Annotated in this window: 17 protein-coding genes; 11 read left to right on the forward strand and 6 right to left on the reverse strand. The window is 39.5% G+C overall.

Annotated features, from left to right (window positions below; genetic code table 11):
* Window positions 1-37: 37 nt before the first annotated feature.
* Window positions 38-424 carry a DUF423 domain-containing protein gene (locus PSF86_RS09790; protein ID WP_277899895.1) on the reverse strand — a complete coding sequence of 129 codons (387 nt, stop codon included), beginning with the start codon at window positions 422-424 and terminating at the stop codon, window positions 38-40.
* A gap of 71 nt (window positions 425-495) precedes the next feature.
* On the opposite strand from PSF86_RS09790, the gene PSF86_RS09795 reads away from it, so the two are divergent.
* The 3 genes from PSF86_RS09795 (at window position 496) to PSF86_RS09805 (ending at window position 3,578) form a co-directional block, all read left to right on the forward strand.
* Window positions 496-1,866 carry a saccharopine dehydrogenase family protein gene (locus PSF86_RS09795; RefSeq protein WP_277899896.1) on the forward strand — a complete coding sequence of 457 codons (1,371 nt, stop codon included), beginning with the start codon at window positions 496-498 and terminating at the stop codon, window positions 1,864-1,866.
* 81 nt (window positions 1,867-1,947) lie between these two features.
* Complete coding sequence (locus PSF86_RS09800; RefSeq protein WP_277899897.1) at window positions 1,948-3,045, forward strand: esterase-like activity of phytase family protein; 1,098 nt, start codon at window positions 1,948-1,950, stop codon at window positions 3,043-3,045.
* Between the two features lie 62 nt (window positions 3,046-3,107).
* On the forward strand, window positions 3,108-3,578 hold the full coding sequence (locus PSF86_RS09805; protein ID WP_277899898.1) for an Lrp/AsnC ligand binding domain-containing protein: 471 nt from the start codon (window positions 3,108-3,110) through the stop codon (window positions 3,576-3,578).
* A gap of 55 nt (window positions 3,579-3,633) precedes the next feature.
* Here the strand turns inward: PSF86_RS09805 and PSF86_RS09810 are convergent, their stop codons facing one another.
* From PSF86_RS09810 to PSF86_RS09820, 3 genes are all read right to left on the reverse strand, one after another.
* Window positions 3,634-4,326, reverse strand: a complete 693-nt coding sequence (locus PSF86_RS09810; RefSeq protein ID WP_277899899.1) for a zinc metallopeptidase — start codon at window positions 4,324-4,326, stop codon at window positions 3,634-3,636.
* Window positions 4,327-4,425: 99 nt separating this feature from the next.
* Window positions 4,426-5,526, reverse strand: coding sequence for an alanine dehydrogenase (ald, locus tag PSF86_RS09815; RefSeq protein ID WP_277899900.1), 1,101 nt, complete (start codon window positions 5,524-5,526; stop codon window positions 4,426-4,428).
* A gap of 261 nt (window positions 5,527-5,787) precedes the next feature.
* On the reverse strand, window positions 5,788-8,703 hold the full coding sequence (locus PSF86_RS09820; protein ID WP_277899901.1) for a leucine--tRNA ligase: 2,916 nt from the start codon (window positions 8,701-8,703) through the stop codon (window positions 5,788-5,790).
* 367 nt (window positions 8,704-9,070) lie between these two features.
* Here PSF86_RS09820 and PSF86_RS09825 point away from each other — a divergent pair, with 367 nt between their 5' ends.
* Window positions 9,071-10,510, forward strand: a complete 1,440-nt coding sequence (locus tag PSF86_RS09825; RefSeq protein ID WP_277899902.1) for a glycosyltransferase family 2 protein — start codon at window positions 9,071-9,073, stop codon at window positions 10,508-10,510.
* 258 nt (window positions 10,511-10,768) lie between these two features.
* On the opposite strand, the gene PSF86_RS09830 is transcribed toward PSF86_RS09825, so the two are convergent.
* Complete coding sequence (locus PSF86_RS09830) at window positions 10,769-11,416, reverse strand: gluconate 2-dehydrogenase subunit 3 family protein (protein ID WP_277899903.1); 648 nt, start codon at window positions 11,414-11,416, stop codon at window positions 10,769-10,771.
* A gap of 12 nt (window positions 11,417-11,428) precedes the next feature.
* Entirely contained in the window at window positions 11,429-13,144 is a 1,716-nt protein-coding gene (locus PSF86_RS09835) for a GMC oxidoreductase (RefSeq protein WP_277899904.1), read from the reverse strand.
* 143 nt (window positions 13,145-13,287) lie between these two features.
* Between PSF86_RS09835 and PSF86_RS09840 the strand changes: the two genes are divergently transcribed.
* The 7 genes from PSF86_RS09840 (at window position 13,288) to PSF86_RS09870 (ending at window position 20,994) form a co-directional block, all read left to right on the forward strand.
* On the forward strand, window positions 13,288-14,301 hold the full coding sequence (locus PSF86_RS09840; RefSeq protein WP_277899905.1) for a sugar phosphate isomerase/epimerase family protein: 1,014 nt from the start codon (window positions 13,288-13,290) through the stop codon (window positions 14,299-14,301).
* A gap of 88 nt (window positions 14,302-14,389) precedes the next feature.
* Complete coding sequence (locus tag PSF86_RS09845; RefSeq protein ID WP_277899906.1) at window positions 14,390-15,619, forward strand: nucleoside permease; 1,230 nt, start codon at window positions 14,390-14,392, stop codon at window positions 15,617-15,619.
* A 108-nt stretch (window positions 15,620-15,727) separates the two neighbouring features.
* On the forward strand, window positions 15,728-16,861 hold the full coding sequence (locus PSF86_RS09850; RefSeq protein WP_277899907.1) for a Gfo/Idh/MocA family protein: 1,134 nt from the start codon (window positions 15,728-15,730) through the stop codon (window positions 16,859-16,861).
* A 155-nt stretch (window positions 16,862-17,016) separates the two neighbouring features.
* Entirely contained in the window at window positions 17,017-18,159 is a 1,143-nt protein-coding gene (locus PSF86_RS09855) for a Gfo/Idh/MocA family protein (protein WP_277899908.1), read from the forward strand.
* Between the two features lie 170 nt (window positions 18,160-18,329).
* Complete coding sequence (locus PSF86_RS09860; RefSeq protein ID WP_277899909.1) at window positions 18,330-19,382, forward strand: sugar phosphate isomerase/epimerase family protein; 1,053 nt, start codon at window positions 18,330-18,332, stop codon at window positions 19,380-19,382.
* 20 nt (window positions 19,383-19,402) lie between these two features.
* The gene (locus PSF86_RS09865; protein WP_277899910.1) at window positions 19,403-20,158 is read left to right on the forward strand and encodes a 3-keto-disaccharide hydrolase; all 756 of its coding nucleotides are present in this window, start codon (window positions 19,403-19,405) and stop codon (window positions 20,156-20,158) included.
* Window positions 20,158-20,994, forward strand: coding sequence for a 3-keto-disaccharide hydrolase (locus PSF86_RS09870; protein ID WP_407933320.1), 837 nt, complete (start codon window positions 20,158-20,160; stop codon window positions 20,992-20,994). Before PSF86_RS09865 ends, PSF86_RS09870 begins: the two co-directional genes overlap by 1 nt.
* Window positions 20,995-21,007 lie beyond the last annotated feature (13 nt).

The raw sequence follows: 21,007 nt of genomic DNA on the forward strand, positions 1-21,007 counted from the left end.
AATATCTAACTACAACGTTTGAGTTATCGATTTTTTGCTAAATTTTTAGACGAACGAACTTATAAATTAAGATTCCCCAAGAAACAATAAGCAATGTTCCGCCTATTGGGGTAATAAAGCCTATTTTTTTAAAATCAAAAGGAGTAAGGCTGTTGGTGGCAAGTCCGTAAATGGAACCAGAAAACAATACAACCCCAAGAATTACCAAATACATAATGGTATTTTTTGTCCCTTCACTCAAAAAAGTGGTGCTTCCAACAAAAAGAAGTAAAAGTGCATGATACATTTGATATTTAACGCCGGTTTCAAAAGTTTTTATAGCTTCTGCATCGATGGCATTTTTTAAAGCATGTGCCCCAAAGGCACCTAATATTACAGCCAAAAAGCCTAAAATAGCTCCGGCAATCAAAATTCCTTTAGTCATAATTCATTGTAATTTAATTGTTACGTATACAACATTTTTATACATTAGTGTTAAATTATAAATATTGTTGTATGAGAAATATCTTATTGATTGGTGCAGGAAAATCTACTTCACATTTATTAAAATACTTATTAGAAAAAGCAGAAAAAGAGCAACTTCACATTACCGTTGGCGACAAAGACCCGAGTAATTGCGAGAAATTGCTTAAAAACCATCCTAAGAGCACCGCAGTAAAATTAGATATTTTTGATGAGGAAGACAGGCAAAATGCAATAAAAAAAGCCCATTTGGTAATCTCTATGTTGCCCGCAAGATACCATATTGACGTGGCCAAAGATTGCCTTAGGTTTGAAAAAAATTTGGTTACGGCATCATATGTAAGCCCAGAAATGGAACAATTAAACAATGCTGTTAAGCAAAAGGGGCTTATATTTTTAAATGAAATTGGCGTAGATCCCGGAATTGACCATATGAGCGCCATGAAGGTTATAGATAGCATAAGGGACAGAGGTGGCAAAATGATTCTTTTTGAATCTTTTACCGGTGGGTTGGTGGCCCCGGAAAGCGATACCAATTTATGGAACTATAAATTTACATGGAACCCCAGAAATGTGGTGGTGGCAGGGCAGGGCGGCACGGCCAAATTTATTCAGGAAGGCAATTACAAATACATTCCGTACCATAAGCTTTTTAGACGGACAGAGTTTCTTGAAGTAGAGGGTTATGGAAAGTTTGAAGGCTATGCCAACCGCGATTCCCTAAAATACAGAAGTGCTTATGGCTTAGAGAACGTCCTTACGCTCTACCGTGGCACCATTAGGAGGATTGGCTTTTCCAAGGCATGGAACATGTTTGTACAATTGGGAATGACAGACGATACGTTTGTGCTGGAAGATTCAGAAAATATGACGTACCGCGAGTTTGTAAATTCTTTCCTTCCCTATTCGCCAACCGATTCGGTAGAACTAAAGCTGAGGCACTATTTAAAAATTGATCAAGACGATAATATGTGGGAGAAACTTGTTGAGCTCGATCTTTTTGATCCACATAAGAAAATAGCTATAAAAAATGCAACCCCGGCCCAGGCACTGCAAAAAATTCTGGAAGACCATTGGTTGCTAAACAACGACGATAAGGATATGATTGTAATGTACCATAAATTTGGTTATGAGCTTAATGGCGAAAAAAAACAAATAGATTCCAGCATGGTTGCCATTGGCGAAGATAAAACTTATACGGCCATGTCTAAAACCGTTGGGCTTCCGTTGGGCATTGCGGCACTTAAAATTTTAAATAAAGAAATTTCGGCAACGGGCGTGGTAATTCCCATTCTTAAAGATATTTACGCCCCTGTTCTGAATGAATTGGAAAATCATGGCATAAAATTTACCGAAAAAAACATTCCATATATGGGTTACAACCCAAACAATGTTGCAGGTTGATACTAAATACTTTTATTAATTTTGACTTTGTTATAATAATCAAATTCCTGTTTAAAGTAACTTGCAATAAATTTTACGAGCATGATTAAAAAGTTTTGCCTCTATGCCACCATTGCCGTGTTTGCTGCCAATTGCACTTCGGTCAAAACAGCTGCCAATAAAAGTACACACCTAAAATTCTTGGATGAATATATTTTCCCGAACAATGTTTTATTTAAAGGTGAAGAAATTGGTGGCCTTTCGGGCATAGATGTCTATAAAGACTCATATTTTTTTGTTTGTGACGACTCTAAAAGCCCGCGGTTTTATACTGCTGATATTGTTATAAAAAATGAAAAAATAGATACTGTAATATTTAAAAGCGTGTCTCATTTGAAGAAGAACAACACCTTTGTTGAAAATCATTTTTTCGATCTAGAATCCCTTCTTTACCATCCTGTCAACAACAGTTTTATTCTTTCTAGTGAAGGAACTATAAAAAACAAGCAAGATCCCTCGGTTATTGAAGTTGACAAAGAAGGAAATTTCATCAAAAGCTATCAAATCCCCGAATACTTCAAGGCTAACAGCAAATACAAGCCGAGGCACAACGGACTTTTTGAAGGACTGGCTATTTCTTATGACAAAAAAGGATTTTGGGTCGGAACAGAGCTTCCGTTGGAAAGTGATGGTTCGGAACCCGTTTTTTCAGAAAAATACAGCCCCGCCCGTATTACTTATTACAATTGGAACGACACGCTACCAAAAAAACAATTTATATATCAACTGGATAAAATAGACAAAAAGCCAAAAGGCACATTTTCTGTTAACGGTCTCACGGACATGCTCGCCCTTTCTACCGATAAAATGCTTGTGTTGGAACGCTCTTATTCATCAGGTTGGGGAAAAGAGTCGAACGGATTGCGGATATACGAAATTGACCCCTTAAATAGTACAAATACATTAGAAACGCTTAATCTATCGGAAGAAAAAATAGCAACGGTACCTAAAAAATTAGTCTTTGACCTAGAAGACATTCGCCTGCAATTAAAACATCGATCTATAGATAATATTGAAGGCATTTGCTATGGCCCCCCACTTTCAAACGGACATAAAACCATCCTTTTAATTTCTGATAATAATTTCAATACCCTCGATCCGCAGGTAAATCAATTTTTATTATTTGAAATCATCAATTAACCATTGGCTTACATATTTACAGTCAATATTGGTATCTTTGCTTACAATCAATAAGGCTGAAAATGAAGTTTTCTAATGAAAAAATAGAAATAGACGGAATAGACAAAGAGATTTTAAGAGCATTGATGGAAGATGCAAGGAAGCCTATTCTCGAAATAGCAAGAAAAATCGGTATTTCGGGTGCGGCCATTCATCAACGTTTAAGAAAGCTGGAAAGTTCCGGGCTCATTTCGGGGTCAAAATTTGTAATCAACCCAAGAGTTTTAGGTTATCATACCATGGCGTTTATTGGCATCTATCTAGACAAAGCCATGAGAAACCCAGAGGCAGTGAAACAATTACGTGAAATACCAGAAGTGTTGGAATGTCATTATACCACCGGAAATTGGTCCATTCTCATTAAAATACTCTGTAAGGATAATGAGCATTTAATGAACGTACTTAACCATAAAATACAATCTATTGAAGGTGTTTCCAGAACGGAAACCTTTATTTCCTTAAATCAACAAATAGACCGGCAGATAAGTGTATAAAAAAGCCTTCAAATCTATAAAATGAAGGCTTTCCATATATAATTTTCCTAATTTTCTAATCCCTGCTTCCAAAAACCTGCAAGGCAAAGTACAAGAGCGTTGCCAAAGAGCCAATTGCAGCTACCACATACGTTCTTGCGGCCCATTTTAAGGAATCTTCGGCCCCTTTGTATTCTTCAGGTGTAACCATGTTTTTATTTTTCAGCCAAGCCAAGGCGCGGTTACTGGCATCGTATTCTACCGGAAGGGTAATAAAGCTAAATAGTGTCCCCAAGGCAAACATAATAAGGCCTATTACCGCAACGGTATATCCAAAAGCAGTTGTGGCACCAAGCACCAAGCCGCCAAAAATAACCCAGACAGACATTCCCGAAGCTACACTTACAACGGGCACCAATTTAGAGCGCATTTGTAACCATTCGTACCCCTTTGCATGTTGAACCGCATGCCCGCACTCGTGTGACGCCACTGCGGCTGCGGCCGCGTTTCTTTGATTGTAAACCCCTTCGCTTAAATTTACCGTTTTTTTTGCAGGATTGTAATGGTCTGTTAACATCCCGGGCGTAGAAATTACCTCAACATCATAAATTCCATTGTCCTGAAGCATTTTTCTGGCAATTTCCGCTCCGCTCATCCCGTTTCTTAAATGTACTTTGGAATAATGCTTAAACTTACTTTTAAGCCGTGAACTTACCAGCATACTGATAAGCCCGATTCCCCCGATGATAATCCAATATCCTATTCCCATATCAATTATTTTTTATTCTTAAATTTACAACTAAAAATACAAAAACCCCGCCAAATTCAGCGAGGTTTTATTCTTCTGCCGTAAAGGCAGTTCACTTGATTATGAACAACTGACTTCCCACCCGAAAGCCTCTGCAATGCCTTCATAAACTATGGTTCCTTTAACTATATTGAGTCCTTTTTGTAAAGATTTATCGGTTTGACATGCTTTTTCCCAGCCCATATTGGCCAATTTTAATACATACGGGAGTGTAACATTGGTTAGCGCTACCGTAGAAGTATAAGGCACGGCACCGGGCATATTGGCTACACAATAGTGCACCACATCATCGATAATGTAGGTCGGATTTTCGTGCGTAGTAGCTTTGGTGGTTTCTATACAGCCTCCTTGGTCTACCGCCACATCTACAATTACGGTTCCCGGATGCATTTCCTTGAGCATATCTCGGGTTATTAAACTTGGTGCCTTGGCCCCCGGAATTAATACGCCCCCAACAATAAGATCGTGGGTCTTTATATGTCTTCTGATGTTGTATTCATTAGAGAACTCGGTAACCACATGGCTTGGCATAATATCGTTGACATGGCGCAAACGTTTCATATTAATATCCAAAATGGTAACATGGGCGCCCAATCCGGCAGCCATTTTTGCCGCTTGAATTCCAACAGTACCAGCGCCCAAAATAAGAACACGGCCCGGTGGTACCCCAGGGACTCCGCCCAATAAAACACCGCGCCCTTTGATGGGTTTTTCCAAATATTTTGCCCCCTGTTGAATGGCCATCCTTCCGGCAACTTCAGACATAGGCGTTAGCAATGGCAAGGTACCATCTGCATCCTCTACCGTTTCATAGGCAATACATATAGCTTTACTTGTTATCATTGCCTTTGTTAAGGTTTCACTAGAAGCAAAATGAAAATAAGTAAAAACAAGTTGATTCTCCTGTATAAGATTGTATTCTTGATCAACGGGTTCTTTAACCTTTACAATCATATCGCTTTTTAAATAAACACCTTCAATTGTATCAAGGATAATGGCACCCACTTGAAGATAATCATCATCAAAAAAACCACTTCCTTCTCCCGCTGTAGATTGCACATACACCGTATGCCCGTTTTTTACAAGTTCGAAAACCCCGGCAGGAGTCATTCCCACTCTATTTTCATTGTTTTTAATTTCTTTTGGAACCCCAATTTTCATTGCTTCTATTTTTAAGATTTAATGCAATTTCAGGTTTCTAGTGATTAAATTCAAATAAAGTTGATAAAAAACAGGGGGATGTCGATAAAATGTGTGGTTCTTTAATTAAATACCCCTATATATTGTAGGGGTATGTTATAAAAATATGATATATTTTTTAGAAATTATATTTTTTTAAGGGTCATGATATATAAAACAAAAAACCTTGACTTAGAATCAAGGTTTTTATTGGTGGTATAAGTTGCGATAAAAGAATGGTATTTATCCAACTATATTTACGATTTTTCCAGGAACAACAATAATTTTCTTAGGCGTTCTTCCTTCTAGCTGTGCCTGCGTTTTTTCGTGCGCCATTACTGTTTTTTCAATTTCGTCTTTGGTCATGTCCAATGGCAAATCGAGTGTAAAACGCATTTTCCCGTTGAAGGAAATCGGGTAGGTTTTATTGCTTTCTACTAAATATTTCTCATTAAACACAGGAAAAGAAGCAGTTGCAACCGATTCTTCGTTACCCAATTTATGCCACAGTTCTTCTGCAATGTGTGGTGCATAAGGCGAAATTAATACAGCCAACGGTTCTAAAATTTTTTTACTTGTACATTTTTGGGCCGTTAACTCATTCACACAAATCATAAATGTAGAAACCGATGTGTTGAACGAAAAATTCTCTATATCTTCTTCTACTTTTTTAATGGTCTTGTGCAAACTCTTTAAGTTCTCCTTTGTAGGTTCGTCATCGGTTACTTTTAGTCCGTTGTCATCAAAATAAAGTTTCCATAATTTTTTCAAGAATCCATGTACGCCGGTAATTCCCGCCGTACTCCATGGTTTTGCCTGCTCCAATGGGCCTAGGAACATTTCGTACATCCGCAAGGTATCGGCGCCGTAATTTTCGCAAATATCATCGGGGTTAACCACATTGTATTTGGATTTTGACATTTTTTCGACTTCGCGACCAACCAAATAAGCCCCTCCCGGCCTCCCCGAAGGGAAGGAGTTTGCGTTATATATTTCTCCATTATTCAAAACAAACTCGGCTTCTTTAAACTCGGGGCGCCAATTTTTAAATGCTTCAATATCTAATTCGTCGGATGTATTTACGAAAGAGACATCTGTGTGGATTGGAGTAACAGATTTACCCTCTTTCAAATTTTTAGAAATAAATGTATTTTCTCCTTCAATTCTATACACAAAAGCGCTCTCTCCAAGAATCATTCCTTGGTTGATGAGTTTTTTGGCAAATTCGTCTACCGGAAGCAATCCTTGGTCGAACAGAAACTTTTGCCAAAAACGGGCGTATAATAAATGCCCAGTGGCGTGTTCGCTTCCGCCAATATATAAATCTACATCCCGCCAATAATTTAAAGCATCTTGCGAGGCAAATTCTCCGATGTTTCCGGCATCCATATAGCGGTTAAAATACCATGAACTTCCAGCCCAGCCTGGCATGGTGTTGAGTTCCAAGGGATAAATGCCATTATGTGATGCTTCGACAGGCTCAGCATAACAAAGGTCGTTAGAAACAACTTTATTGTTGACTGTATCCCACGCCCAGTCGGTAGCATTTCCCAAAGGTGGTTCACCGGTTTCTGTGGGAAGGTATTTCTCCACTTCCGGCAATTCAATGGGTAAATGCTTTTTATCAATCATCTGTGGGAGTCCGTTTACGTAATAGACAGGAAACGGTTCCCCCCAATAACGCTGACGGGAAAAAACGGCATCACGTAGGCGGTAATTTACCTTTCCTTCGCCTTGTCCTATTTTCTCCAGTTCTGCAATGGTTATTTTGGCAGCTTCTTTATAACCCAAGCCGTTTAAAAAGTCACTGTTGGAAATTACGGTATTTTCTTTATCGGCAAAAGCTTCTTGGCTAATATCAACCCCTTCAAAAATATTGGGGATTTCTATCCCAAAGTGCTTTGCAAAATCGTAATCGCGCTGGTCACCACAGGGTACCGCCATTACGGCGCCAGTTCCGTAGCCCGCCAATACATAATCACCAATCCAAATAGGAACTGGCTTTTTGGTAAACGGATGCTCCGCATAAGCGCCGGTAAACACGCCACTTATGGTTTTTACATCGGCCATGCGTTCGCGCTCGCTACGCTTGGCAGTTGCTTCAATGTATGCTTCAACTTCAGCCTTTTGTTCGGGCGTGGTAATTTTCTCAACCAGCTCGTGTTCGGGAGCCAACGTCATAAATGAAACCCCGAAAATAGTATCGGGACGGGTCGTGAAGACTTCAATGTCATTTTCTGCATTCAAAACTTCATGTTCAATGTTTGAGAACTTTAAACCTTGAACTTTAAATTTTACAACTGCTCCTACTGATTTCCCTATCCAATTACGTTGAATTTCTTTTAACGGCTCCGGCCAATCTACTTTTTCCAATCCTTGTAGCAAACGCTCGGCATAGGCAGAAATACGCATGCTCCATTGCTTCATTTTTTTTCGTACCACCGGATGACCGCCACGTTCTGAAACTCCGTTTACAATTTCATCGTTTGCCAAAACGGTTCCCAAGGCAGGGCACCAGTTCACCTCTGTTTCAGCTAAATACGTAAGCCTATACTGAAGCAGTATTTTTTGTTGCTCTTCGGAAGTGAAACCGTTCCACGCTTCAGCAGTAAAAACACGTACATTATCATCACACACTGCGTTTACGGAAGCATTCCCTTCGGCCTCAAACTTTTTTATCAAGGTTGAAATATCTTCGGCCTTATCATTAACGTTATTGTACCAAGAATTAAAAAGCTGAATAAAAATCCACTGCGTCCATTTATAATATTCAGGATTCGAGGTACGTACCTCGCGGCTCCAATCGAACGAAAACCCTATTTTATCCAACTGTTCACGGTAACGGGCAATATTGGTTTCGGTAGTTACCGCCGGATGCTGCCCAGTTTGTATGGCATATTGCTCGGCAGGCAACCCAAAACTATCGTACCCCATTGGGTGAAGTACATTAAAGCCTTTGTGGCGTTTGTATCGGGCATAAATATCGCTGGCGATATACCCAAGCGGGTGACCCACGTGCAGTCCCGCACCCGATGGATACGGAAACATATCTAATACATAAAACTTGGGCTTAGCCGAATTGTTTTCAGCTTTAAACGTTTGGTTGTCCGCCCAATATTTTTGCCATTTGGCTTCAATTTCATTGAAATTGTACTTCATCACTATCTTCTTTTTTCAAAAATGGTATAAGAGACCGCAAAAGTACGCTTATTGAATGAAATAAGAAAGTTAGAAACCAATGGTACAGGGAATAAGTTATCTCAAAAAAATAAATCCCGAGCGGAAAAATTTGTTCTCTTATTCAACACGATTTGTACAATCCCATAAAGTATCATTTGGCGAAAATGAAAATTTTTGTGCCTTTCCAGCGCAACCAAAAAATGTGTATAAAAAAGGACAAATTGTATACAATTGGGTAAAATTTACACACTTCAAAAATCAGCTAAGCATTGTAAACGCTTGTTTTTCAAGGATATTCAAATTGGTATCAATGTTGACTTATCCTTGATGAATATAAGTAAACAACATGAAGCAAACAACGATAATATCAGAATCCCCAAAAACAACAAGTATCAACGAATACTTTAACCGCATAGAAAAATTTATTTCGAGCGCATCTCCATCTTTCATATTGGCAGGAACATTCATTCTGTTGGTGGGCGGTGCTTCCTTATTCTACTTTTTACAACCTTATTTTGAAGCCGTTCATTTAGAGAGAATGGCCACCGGATGGGGGATGGCATTAATTATAATGGGGATTTCCCTGCTTGCCATTAAAATTAGTTTCTTAATCTATATTTTAACGTTATATCTGCGCTATAGATCCATTAAATCTGTTTCTGATGCCGAATTACCCTTGTGTACAGTTATTGTACCTGCATATAATGAAGGGCAATTGGTATATAAAACATTGATAAGTTTGGCAGAAAGCGATTATCCAGAACACAAATTGCAACTCATTTCTATTGACGATGGAAGCCAGGACAATACTTGGGAATGGATGAAAAAAGCAAAAGATGAATTGGGCGACCGCGTTGCTATTTACCAGCAACCCAAAAACATGGGAAAAAGACATGCGCTGCACCGTGGATTTAAAATAGGTACTGGAGACATTTTTATTACCGTAGACAGTGATTCTATTGTTTTAAAAGACACCTTACGGATAATGGCCAGTCCATTTGTGGTAAACCAAGAATGTGGTGCTGTTGCCGGAAACGTACGCGTATTAAACAGGGATAAAGCCTTGATACCACGTATGCTTAATGTAAACTTTGCCTTTAGTTTTGAGTTTATTCGTTCTGCACAAAGTAGATTGGGCTCAGTATTGTGTACGCCAGGTGCTTTGTCGGCCTACAGAAGAGAAGCTGTTTTTAATTGCCTGAATGACTGGATTAACCAGACTTTTATGGGCGAGGTTTCCAAGATTGGAGAAGACCGGGCCATGACCAACATGATTTTAAAACAAGGATATAAAGTATTATTTCAGCGTAAAGCATACGTATATACTAACATTCCCGAGAAATATAAGAACTTGTACAAAATGTTTATCAGATGGGAAAGAAGTAATGTACGCGAGAATATTGCCATGAGCAGGTTTGCTTTTGGAAACTTTAGGGAAGGTGCAAAAAGCGGGACCAGGATATTGCTAATGAACCAGTGGTTGAAAATGATTATGGCCTATCCTGCAATATTATTGATGATATTTTTTGTAAGCACACATCCGTTATTGTTCCTTAGCTCTACGTTGGTAGGTATCATGATATTTTCCAGTATGCACGCCTTCTTTTATGCCAAAAAGCATAGCATGTCCGAGTCTTTTTGGGCATATCCGTACAGTGTTTTCTATGCCTTTACCCTATTCTGGATTACTCCTTATGCCATTGCTACTGCTGGAAAAAGTGGTTGGTTAACGAGAGATTTGACCAAAGGGCAACTAAAGAAACAACAATTGGTAGCCGCATCTTAGCGAACTGAAAATAAAAACGGTTCTAGCGGATAACATATCGGCATATCAACCTATATATATTCAAGGGATAAACTTTTTAATAAAAAGTCTATCCCTTTTTTATGCTGATCATGGATTAACGCTTAAATATATAAGGAATAATATAATGCAAAAACATTATTTATTAAACACAAAAACCTCTTCCTTTGTAAACGGGAACTAATCCCGAGTTAAAAGAAGAGGTTTTTAAACGCAAAATTTAAGTAAACTTTTAGTCGTCTACAAAGACCAAGCCTTTCCTCCGGTTGCTTCTTCCAAAGGCATGCACCCAGTGTAAACTCCCGGAATAGGATCGTAAGCCAATACTTCTTCTCCTATTTTCTGGCTATTTTTATAAGCATTGATAGTAGACCAACGTAAATCGTTAATCATACCAAAGGCCAATGCTTCGTTGTCTTCTACTTTATTTTCTGTGGTTCCAATTTCCACTTCGTTCCCTTCAATACTAATACGGTCGTTCAGGTCTTTCTTCTTGTCTTCGGATGCCTTTAGGTTTTCCGACACAATTTCTTCGTATTGCTCTGGAGTAATCTCGCTTAAGTCTTCGTTGTATTTAGCCTTTAATTGATTTACCAACCCGGCCATTTTTTTACGATACCGTGCTTGATCTTCATCAAACTCTACTTCTTTAACGTACTTGTCTATAAATTGAGGTACGTTTACTTCTGATGCAGAGGGAGTGTCTGTTTTTGGAATAATTACATCTACTATATTGGTAAGGGCTATCCCTTCTTCGGCTGTAAAAAACTCCGGAACCCATGTGGCCTTATCGGCAGTACAGCTTTGCAACATGCTTAAAAGGGTAGGCGATGCTACAACAAATCCGGTAGTCAAACCAATATTTCTAAGTGCTTTTCTTCTGTTCATAATGATTGGTTTTTACAGGTTCATTTTTTTAAGTTCTTCTACAGCGTGGTTTGCGGCCCTTGCCGTAAATGCCATATAGCCTAACGATGGGTTATGACATGCAGACGATGCCATAAATGCTCCATCGGTAACATATACATTTGGCACAGCGTGCAATTGGTTATGCTTGTTCAACACCGATGTTTTAGGATCCCTCCCCATACGGGCTGTTCCCATTTCGTGTATTCCAAGCCCCATTCCACCGATACTGTCGTAGGTAGAAATATCTTTAAACCCTGCTGCTTCCAGCATTTCGGCAGCCTGTTGTTTCATGTCCTTGCGCATGGCCAGTTCGTTTTCGCCAAAATCGGCATCAAAAGTAACGGTTGGTAATCCCCATTCGTCCTTTTTATCATAATCAAGGTACATACGGTTGCTATGGTCTGGCAAGGTTTCGCCAAAGGCAGTCATTCCCATGGTCCAGCCTCCCGGTTCCATTAGTGCTTCTTTTAATTCTTTACCATACGCCAATTCACGGATAGACTCGGACCAATCTCCTCGGCTGGCCCCACCTTGGTAACCATATCCTCTTATAAAGTCTTTTTGGTTGGTATCGCCACCTAGGTTTCTAAAGCGTGGAATGTAAACCCCGTTTGGCCTTCTTCCTTTGTAATATTTATCATGGAAACCATCAAATTTACCGCTTGCACCAACCCTAAAGTGGTGATCCATTAAATTGTGGCCTAATTCGCCGCTATCGTTCCCCATTCCGTCAGGGAACCTTTCAGACTTAGATTGCAACAAAATAGAAGCCGATGCAATTGCCGATGCACAAAGGAAAATTACTTTTGCTTTAAACTCCATCGTTTCTTTGGTTTCGGCATCAATTACGCGAACTCCTGTTGCTCTTCCCGTTTCGGCATCGTACATTATTTCATGAACAATAGAGAAAGGTCTAAGCGTCATGTTTCCTGTAGCTTCGGCCGTAGGTAAAGTGGACGAGTTACTACTAAAGTACGCCCCGAAAGGACATCCCCGGATACATCTGTTTCTGTATTGACAAGGCCCCCTGCCTTCTCCGGGCTTGGTTCCTTGTGTAATATGGGCTACACGACCTATGGTAATGGTACGGTCGTTAAATTTACTCTCTATACTTTGTTTAAAATGATCTTCTACACAATTCAAGTCCATTGGAGGCAAGAAATTTCCATCTGGAAGTACAGGCAATCCCAGATTAACTCCGCTTACGCCAATAAAACTTTCCACTTTATCGTACCATGGCTTTATTTCGTCATAACGCAATGGCCAGTCTACAGCAATCCCGTCTTTTAAATTTGCTTCAAAGTCCACGTCGCCCATGCGGTAACTTTGCCTGCCCCACATAAGGGAACGCCCACCAACATGATAACCGCGCATCCAATCGAAGCGCCTATCCTCGTTGTATGGGTGCTTAACATCATCTACAAAGAAATGTTGACTTGCCCCACTTACGGTATAGCCGGTACGTGCCTGTTTGTATTTCCTTTCTTTGACCTCTCTGGAGGCAGCGCCTCCGTTAGGCATATCCCAGGGATCTAGGTTTGCCGTTGGATAATCTTCCACATGTTTCACCATGCGTCCTCTTTCCAATACAAGAGTTTTCAATCCATTTTCGCAAAGTTCTTTTGCGGCCCAGCCACCGGAAACACCGGTACCTACAACAATGGCATCGTATTCCTCTTGAGGGGAATTGTAATAAAATGTACTCATTATTTATAGCTTGTTTATAATAGTAGTTTTTCAAATATAAAAATTAATTTTTTACATTAGACGAATATTTTAATTAAGAATAAATCATTTTAACAACATTAACATTATTGAATTGATAATTTTTACATATAAATACTACGAATATGAAGAGGCGTAAATTTATTCGGAACACTAGCAGCACGGGCTTAGCTATCTCATTATTAGGAATGTACGCTTGTAAAAAAACGTCTACAAAAAAAGAAATTGTCACTAAAAAAGACGTGTTTGAACCATTTTTTAAACTTTCGTTGGCACAATGGTCTATTCATAAAATGATATGGGAAGAAAATTTCGATCCGATGAATTTTGCAAAAAAGGCCAAGGAACTGGGTTTTTCCGGACTGGAATATGTAAATCAACTTTATAACAAAGAAATAGAAAAACGTGGCAACACTAACGAAGCAATTATTTCGTTGGCAAACGACCTGAAAAAAAGAAGCGAAGAACACCAAATGCACAACCAGATAATGATGGTTGATTTACAAGGTGAAGAAAACTTACTGGCTACCCCTGATGAAGCAATCCGGAAACAAGCAGTAGAAAACCATAAAATATGGGTTGATGCCACTTCTATTTTAGGCTGCCATTCCATGCGGATTAATTTATTTGGCTCCCTTGACGAAGGCAAATGGAAAGAAAGCTCTGTTGCATCATTGACCGAACTGTCTGAATATGCTTCTGCTAAAAATGTAAACATTATTGTAGAAAACCACGGCTACCTTTCTTCAAACGGAGCGCTCATGGCCGAAGTCATGGCAACCGTAAACAAAAAAAATTGCGGTACTTTGCCCGATTTCGGTAATTTTTGCCTCCGAAGGGAAGGAAATGAACTATGGGGTACGCCTTGCATAGAAGAATACGATAAATACAAAGGCGTTGAAGAATTGATGCCTTTTGCCAAAGGAGTTAGTGCAAAATCTTTTAACTTTGACGAAAATGGCAACGAAACCACTATAGATTTCCTGAAAATGATGAAGATTGTAAAAGATGCCGGGTTTAACGGTTATGTAGGGGTGGAATATGAAGGCGAGGAACTCCCGGAAGAAAAAGGGATCCTGGCCACCAAAGCACTCCTTATTGAAGTTGCAAAAAAAATAAATACCGGTGCGGGTTCTTAAGGCATAAGAAAAGTTTATAAAATTGTAAACTCAAAAAACCGCACATAATTACTAACTATAACTATTTAATATTTAAACGCAAGCTAACATGAACAAAAAAATTCAATTTCAACTTTCCTTTATGATGTTCTTAGAATTTTTCATTTGGGGAGGTTGGTTTGTTACGCTAGGCACATTCCTAGGGAACAACCTTGAAGCCACCGGCGGACAAATGGCCATGGCATTTTCTACTCAATCTTGGGGAGCTATTATAGCCCCTTTTATTATTGGTTTAATAGCCGACCGCTATTTTAATGCTGAAAAAATCTTGGGGATTTTGCATATCATAGGGGCCATATTAATGTATCTAATGTACCAAAGCACCGATTTCAGTGTCTTTTACCCATATGTATTGGCTTATATGATTGCCTTTATGCCAACGCTAGCCTTGGTAAACTCCATTTCTTTTAACCAGATGACAGACCCCGGAAAACAATTTTCTTTTGTAAGGGTTTTTGGAACCATCGGCTGGATTGTTGCAGGAGCGGTTATTAGTTACCTTGCATGGGATTCTACCGAAAATATATCTCAGGGAATGCTTAAAAATACTTTTTTAATGACTTCCATTGTTTCAGTAATTTTAGCTTTGTTTAGCTTCACTTTACCTAAAACACCGCCAAAAGCCGACAAAAACGAAAAGGCCAGCATCTCTGAAATATTGGGCTTGGACGCTCTTAAACTTTTAAAAGACAGAAATTTCCTGCTATTCTTTATTTCATCGGTGCTTATTTGTATCCCTTTGGCATTTTATTATCAAAATGCGAGTCCGTTTTTAACAGAAATAGGCGTAGAAAACTCCACCTTTAAAATGTCTTTTGGGCAAATGTCTGAAGTGTTGTTTATGCTTTTATTACCGTTTTTCTTTAAAAAATTCGGTTTCAAAAAAACCATTTTGGCAGGTATGCTTGCATGGACCCTACGCTATCTCTTGTTTGCTTTTGGAGATGCAGGGGATTTAGTGTTTATGCTAATTATCGGAATTGCTTTACACGGTCTTTGCTACGATTTTTTCTTTGTTTCGGGTCAAATTTATACCGATTCCAAAGCGGGTGCTAAGCACAAAAGTGCTGCGCAAGGACTTATCACTTTGGCAACCTATGGCGTTGGGATGCTCATTGGCTTTGAAGTAGCTGGAGCCATTTCTGATAAATTTTTAATTTCTGAAGGAACTCACGATTGGTACAGCATCTGGATATACCCGGCAGGCTTTGCATTGGCTGTGGCCATCCTGTTTGCCATTTTCTTTAAAAATGAGAAAATAGAATATAAAGAGCAATAAAAATATGGTCCCGGCCATGTTACACAAGGAAATTTAAAAAAACCTTAACTCAATTGCCTTTTTAACGTTATAACTTTACAATTATATATTTAATTTTTTACTAACAATATGAGCAAGAAAATAAGACTCGGAATTTTAGGCGGCGGTGGCGACTCTCTCATTGGCGTGTTACACCGTATTGCTTCTTCCATGTACGACAGCTACCAACTTGTTGGAGGCGTCTTTAACCCTAATCTAGATGAAAATATTGGTTTTGCAGAGCACATAGGCATTCCTACAAACCGCGTATATAAAGATTTTGATGCCCTGATAGAAGAAGAACTAAAACTCCCCGAAAACGAACGAATGCAAGTAGTTTCGGTGCTTACACCCAATTTTCTTCATTTCCCAATGGCAAGAAAGCTTTTGGAGTCGGGGTTTAATGTCATTTGCGAAAAACCAATGACAACCACCTTCGAGGAGGCTAAAATCCTTCAGGAAACATTAGAAAAAGCCAATACCATATTTGCCGTTACATATACTTATACCGGTTACCCAATGGTACGTCAAATGAAAGAAATGATAGCTTCTGGCGTTATTGGCGAAATACAAAAAATAGATGTTCAGTATTACCAAGGCTGGATAAACCCCATAATTCACGACAAAGACAAAAGAGCCAATACTTGGCGCCTTGATCCTGAAAAATCGGGCATTAGCTGTTGTGTGGGCGATATTGGCACACATGGTTTCGACATGATGGAATATGTAACCGGAATGGAGGTAAACAGTATCCTCGCCGACCTTAATTATCTTTATAGTGACAATAAAATGGATATCGACGGTACTATTTTGCTTCGTTTCTCGGAGAATGTAAAAGGGGTTTTAAGGACCAGCCAGATTGCCACAGGCGAAGAAAATAATTTTACTGTAAGTATCTACGGCAACAAAGGAGGCTTGAAATGGGAGCAGGAAAATCCAAACTATCTTTATCATTTAACTGAAGATGAGCCTTTAAAAGTATTAAAACCCGGCCATGCATATAATAGTGATTTCTCGTTGGACGGGACCAAACTTCCACCGGGACACCCCGAAGGAATTTTCGATTCCATGGGGAACATCTATAAAGGTGTAGCCAAGGCCATCCGAAAGGAAAAATATCATCCAGGAGAATTTCCGGTCATGAACGATGGAGTCCGCGGAATGAATTTTATAGAAAAAGCAGTCGAATCTCATAAAAAAGGAAATGTTTGGGTAGAAATATAATTTCCCTCATTCCCTTTAAACATATTTATACAAGGCTGTGCATAATCTATACACAGCCTTGTTTTATAAAAATATAAGTAAAACAACCCTATGCCGGGGTTATGGACATAAATTGTAAAACAAAAATGCTTTATAAATATATTATATAAAACACAATGAGAAAACTAAGAATGGGCATGGTTGGCGGCGGCCTGGACTCTTTTATGGGTGATGTGCACCGCAAAGCTTCTGCTTTGGACGGAATGATAGAATTGGTATGTGGTGCTTTTAACAGCACCCTTGAAAAAACAAAGGCCACGGGAAAAGCATTCTTTTTACCCGAAAACAGGTGTTATGGCAGTTTTCAAGAAATGATTTTAAAGGAAAAAGAGCTTCCAGAAGGCGAACGAATGGATTTTGTAACCATTGTAACCCCCAATTTTTTACATTTCCAACCAGCAAAAATGGCTTTGGAAAATGGGTTCCATGTGGTCTGCGACAAACCGGTTACACTCACCGTAAACGAAGCCCAAATACTTGAAAAACTGGTGAACGATACAAGCCTATTGTTTGCGCTTACTCATAATTATACCGGGAACGCCATGGTAAAACAGGCTAAGCAAATGGTTGAAAATGGAGAATTGGGAACCATTAGAAAAATACAGGTTCAATACCTGCAAGGGTGGATGGCTGCCGAAGTAGACAAGGAAGCAAAAATAAAGCCTTGGCGGGCAGACCCCAAAAAATCTGGAGTTGGCGGCTCTTTAGCCGATATCGGGACACATGCCGAAAATTTAGTTTCTTATATAACGGGGCTTCAAATAACCGAAATTGCAGCCGATCTGGGTAGGATTGGAAAAGACCGTGTGCTCGACAACGATGGAAATATCCTGCTTAGAATGGAAAACGGGGCTAAAGGGACCATGTCTATTTCGCAAATGGCCGTAGGCGAAGAAAACGCCCTCGGCATAAAAATATACGGTAGCAAAGGCAGCATAGAATGGAACCAGGAAGAAGCTACCAAACTAACGGCCAAATGGATCGACAAGCCCGAACAAACCTTCACCCCAGATGGAAACGACATCTATAAAAATGTAAGGGAAATTTCAAGAATCCCCAAAGGGCACCCCGAAGGCTATTTGGAGGCCTTTGCCAATATTTATAAAGCGTTCGGCACACATTTAATGAGCGTTCTTGAAAACAATCCAATGGAAAAACCAGATTACCCATCGATAAACGACGGGGTAAAAGGGGTTGAGTTTATCTATGCTGCCGTTGAAAGCGATAAACAAAATGCGGCGTGGGTAAAATTAAAATAAAAAATGCCAAACGTTAGACATGGCATTTTTTAATACTTTTATTTTTAAACACGTATTTTTCTGGATAAATTGCTGAATATATATACCGAAGCATTTTTATCAACTAAAAAAATAAATTTCATGCATGTCCTCAACTGTATGAATATATATAAATTAAAAATTTAAAATAGATGAAAACCATAAAAGGCCCTGCCGTTTTCCTGGCCCAATTTGTAGATAATAAAGCTCCTTTCAATACCCTTGATGGGATGTGCAAATGGGCTGCCGATTTGGGTTACAAAGGAATACAAATACCTACTTGGGAAAACTTTTTAATCGATCTCGACAAAGCGGCCGAAAGTAAAACATATTGCGACGAACTTAAAGGAAAAATCAATTCATACGGATTGGAGATTACCGAGCTTTCCACTCACCTGCAAGGGCAATTGGTAGCTGTCCATCCTGCTTATGACATTATGTTTGACAATTTTGCCCCCGAAAAGGTAAAAAACAACCCAAAAGCAAGAACAGAATGGGCGGTAGACACTGTAAAAAAAGCGGCCAAGGCAAGCAATCATTTAGGACTTAAAGCGCACGCTACTTTTTCTGGTGCTTTGCTGTGGCATACTTTTCACCCATGGCCACAACGACCGCCGGGACTGGTAGAAATGGGTTTTGACGAATTGGCCAAGCGCTGGTTGCCCATTTTAAATGTTTTTGACGAGCAAGGCGTGGACGTGTGTTATGAAGTACATCCCGGTGAAGATATCCACGATGGGGACACCTTTGAACGTTTCCTCGAAGCTACCGGAAACCATAAGCGTGTAAATATTTTGTACGACCCTTCTCATTTTGTGCTCCAACAATTAGATTATATAGAATACATAGACCATTATCATGAGTTTATTAAATCTTTCCATGTAAAAGACTCCGAATTTAATCCAACAGGAAAAAAAGGTGCTTTTGGAGGCTATAACAATTGGGGGGACCGAGCCGGAAGGTACCGTTCTTTGGGTGATGGACAAATTGACTTTAAAAAAATATTTTCAAAGCTCACGCAATACGGATGTGACTTATGGGCGGTAATGGAATGGGAGTGTTGCATTAAAAGCCCGGAACAAGGAGCAAGAGAAGGAGCCCCATTTATTAAAAAACATATTATTGAAGCTACCGAAAAAGTATTTGACGATTTCGCCGGAGCAGATGTGGATGAAGCTAAACTGAAAAAAATTCTCGGACTATAAAAACAATTAAATTTATACAAATGAAAACTATTAGCTATTTGTTTATGGCATCGATTGTATTGATGTCGTGCAAGCAAAAAAACAATTCTGAAACTGCTTCAGAAGAAACGACAACTTCTAAAAAAGAAGTAGCTCAAGCAACTTCAGCAGCAAAAGGCGAATGGAAAACGCTTTTTGATGGCACCGATTTTAGCAACTGGCATATGTACAACACCGGAAAAGAAGTATCCAGCGCTTGGTCTATAGAAGATGGTGCAATGGTGCTCACCCCCGGAGACCATGCAGGAAATATTGTTACCAATGAAGAATATACCAATTTCGTGCTTTCCTTGGAATGGAAGATTTCCGAAGGCGGTAACAGTGGTTTTTTCTGGGGAGTTCAAGAAGATGAAAAATACCATGAACCCTACCAAACCGGACCTGAAATTCAAATCTTGGACAACGAAAAACATCCAGATGCCAAGGCAGGAAAATCGCACCAGGCTGGAGCCTTGTACGACATGATTGCCCCAAGTGAAGATGTAGCAAAACCAGTAGGAGAGTGGAATACGTGCGTGTTGGAAATAAACCACAATACCAATAAAGGAACCGTAACCTTAAACGGGACAAAAGTGGTAGAATTTCCCGTTCATGGAGCGAAGTGGGACGAATTAATCGCCAATTCCAAGTTTAAGGACTGGGATGGTTTTGGCGTATACGAAACTGGAAAAATCGGACTCCAATACCACGGCAACAAAGTTTCTTTCAGAAATATTAAAATAAAAGAACTGGACTAATGATAAAAAAATTATTTTTTTGCGGTTTGCTTTTAAACGTTACAGTAGCATGCAATACTCCACAAAAAGAAGAAGCAAAAACTGAGGCCATTACAACAAAAGCTGAAGAAAAACCAGCGGTAATAACCTATGAAGAATACTCGGGAAAAGAGCCCACAAAACCTGAAGAAACTGAGTTTTATGAGCCTGTTCCCCCTACGGTAGACCCCAGTGGAAAAAATGGCGCCCCAAGTGATGCCATTGTTCTTTTTGATGGTAAAAACCTCGACAACTGGATCAGTGCTGCCGATAGTACTGCCGCAAAATGGACCATTAATAACGATGGGAGCATGACCGTTAAAAACAAAACCGGTGATATCCAGACAAAACAAAATTTTGGCAGCATACAGCTTCATATAGAATGGCGTTCTCCAGCAGAGATACATGGCAAAGGACAAAGCAGGGGAAACAGCGGTGTGTTCCTTCAAGGGTTATATGAAGTACAGGTACTGGACAATAACGACAACAAAACCTATACAAATGGCCAAGTAGGTTCTATTTATAAGCAAGGCGCCCCGTTGGCAATGGCCTCTGTTCCAACCGGCGAATGGAACACTTACGATATTATTTACCATGCTCCCGAATTTAACAAAGAAGGTGGAAAAATAAAATCGGCTACCATTACCTTATTACAAAATGGCGTTTTGATACAAGACCATACCGAAATAAAAGGTACCACCCCATATATTGGGTGGCCTAAAAACGATCCGCACGGAAAAGGACCGCTTAAGCTCCAGGACCATGGCGATAACAGCCGTGTTAGTTACCGGAACATATGGGTAAGGGAACTGGAATAATTCTATTAAAATA

Origin of the sequence: Galbibacter pacificus (assembly GCF_029603165.1) — a bacterium.
GTDB lineage: Bacteria > Bacteroidota > Bacteroidia > Flavobacteriales > Flavobacteriaceae > Galbibacter > Galbibacter pacificus.

Excerpts from the sequence above, each read along its gene's own strand:
- PSF86_RS09840 (WP_277899905.1), top strand. The coding sequence starts at position 13,288 with ATGAAGAGGCGTAAATTTATTCGGAACACTAGCAGCACGGGCTTAGCT.
- PSF86_RS09870 (WP_407933320.1), top strand. The coding sequence starts at position 20,158 with ATGATAAAAAAATTATTTTTTTGCGGTTTGCTTTTAAACGTTACAGTA.
- ald (WP_277899900.1), bottom strand. The coding sequence starts at position 5,526 with ATGAAAATTGGGGTTCCAAAAGAAATTAAAAACAATGAAAATAGAGTG.
- PSF86_RS09795 (WP_277899896.1), top strand. The coding sequence starts at position 496 with ATGAGAAATATCTTATTGATTGGTGCAGGAAAATCTACTTCACATTTA.
- PSF86_RS09825 (WP_277899902.1), top strand. The coding sequence starts at position 9,071 with ATGAAGCAAACAACGATAATATCAGAATCCCCAAAAACAACAAGTATC.
- PSF86_RS09810 (WP_277899899.1), bottom strand. The coding sequence starts at position 4,326 with ATGGGAATAGGATATTGGATTATCATCGGGGGAATCGGGCTTATCAGT.
- PSF86_RS09830 (WP_277899903.1), bottom strand. The coding sequence starts at position 11,416 with ATGAACAGAAGAAAAGCACTTAGAAATATTGGTTTGACTACCGGATTT.
- PSF86_RS09865 (WP_277899910.1), top strand. The coding sequence starts at position 19,403 with ATGAAAACTATTAGCTATTTGTTTATGGCATCGATTGTATTGATGTCG.
- PSF86_RS09800 (WP_277899897.1), top strand. The coding sequence starts at position 1,948 with ATGATTAAAAAGTTTTGCCTCTATGCCACCATTGCCGTGTTTGCTGCC.
- PSF86_RS09860 (WP_277899909.1), top strand. The coding sequence starts at position 18,330 with ATGAAAACCATAAAAGGCCCTGCCGTTTTCCTGGCCCAATTTGTAGAT.
- PSF86_RS09845 (WP_277899906.1), top strand. The coding sequence starts at position 14,390 with ATGAACAAAAAAATTCAATTTCAACTTTCCTTTATGATGTTCTTAGAA.
- PSF86_RS09855 (WP_277899908.1), top strand. The coding sequence starts at position 17,017 with ATGAGAAAACTAAGAATGGGCATGGTTGGCGGCGGCCTGGACTCTTTT.
- PSF86_RS09820 (WP_277899901.1), bottom strand. The coding sequence starts at position 8,703 with ATGAAGTACAATTTCAATGAAATTGAAGCCAAATGGCAAAAATATTGG.
- PSF86_RS09835 (WP_277899904.1), bottom strand. The coding sequence starts at position 13,144 with ATGAGTACATTTTATTACAATTCCCCTCAAGAGGAATACGATGCCATT.
- PSF86_RS09850 (WP_277899907.1), top strand. The coding sequence starts at position 15,728 with ATGAGCAAGAAAATAAGACTCGGAATTTTAGGCGGCGGTGGCGACTCT.
- PSF86_RS09790 (WP_277899895.1), bottom strand. The coding sequence starts at position 424 with ATGACTAAAGGAATTTTGATTGCCGGAGCTATTTTAGGCTTTTTGGCT.
- PSF86_RS09805 (WP_277899898.1), top strand. The coding sequence starts at position 3,108 with ATGAAGTTTTCTAATGAAAAAATAGAAATAGACGGAATAGACAAAGAG.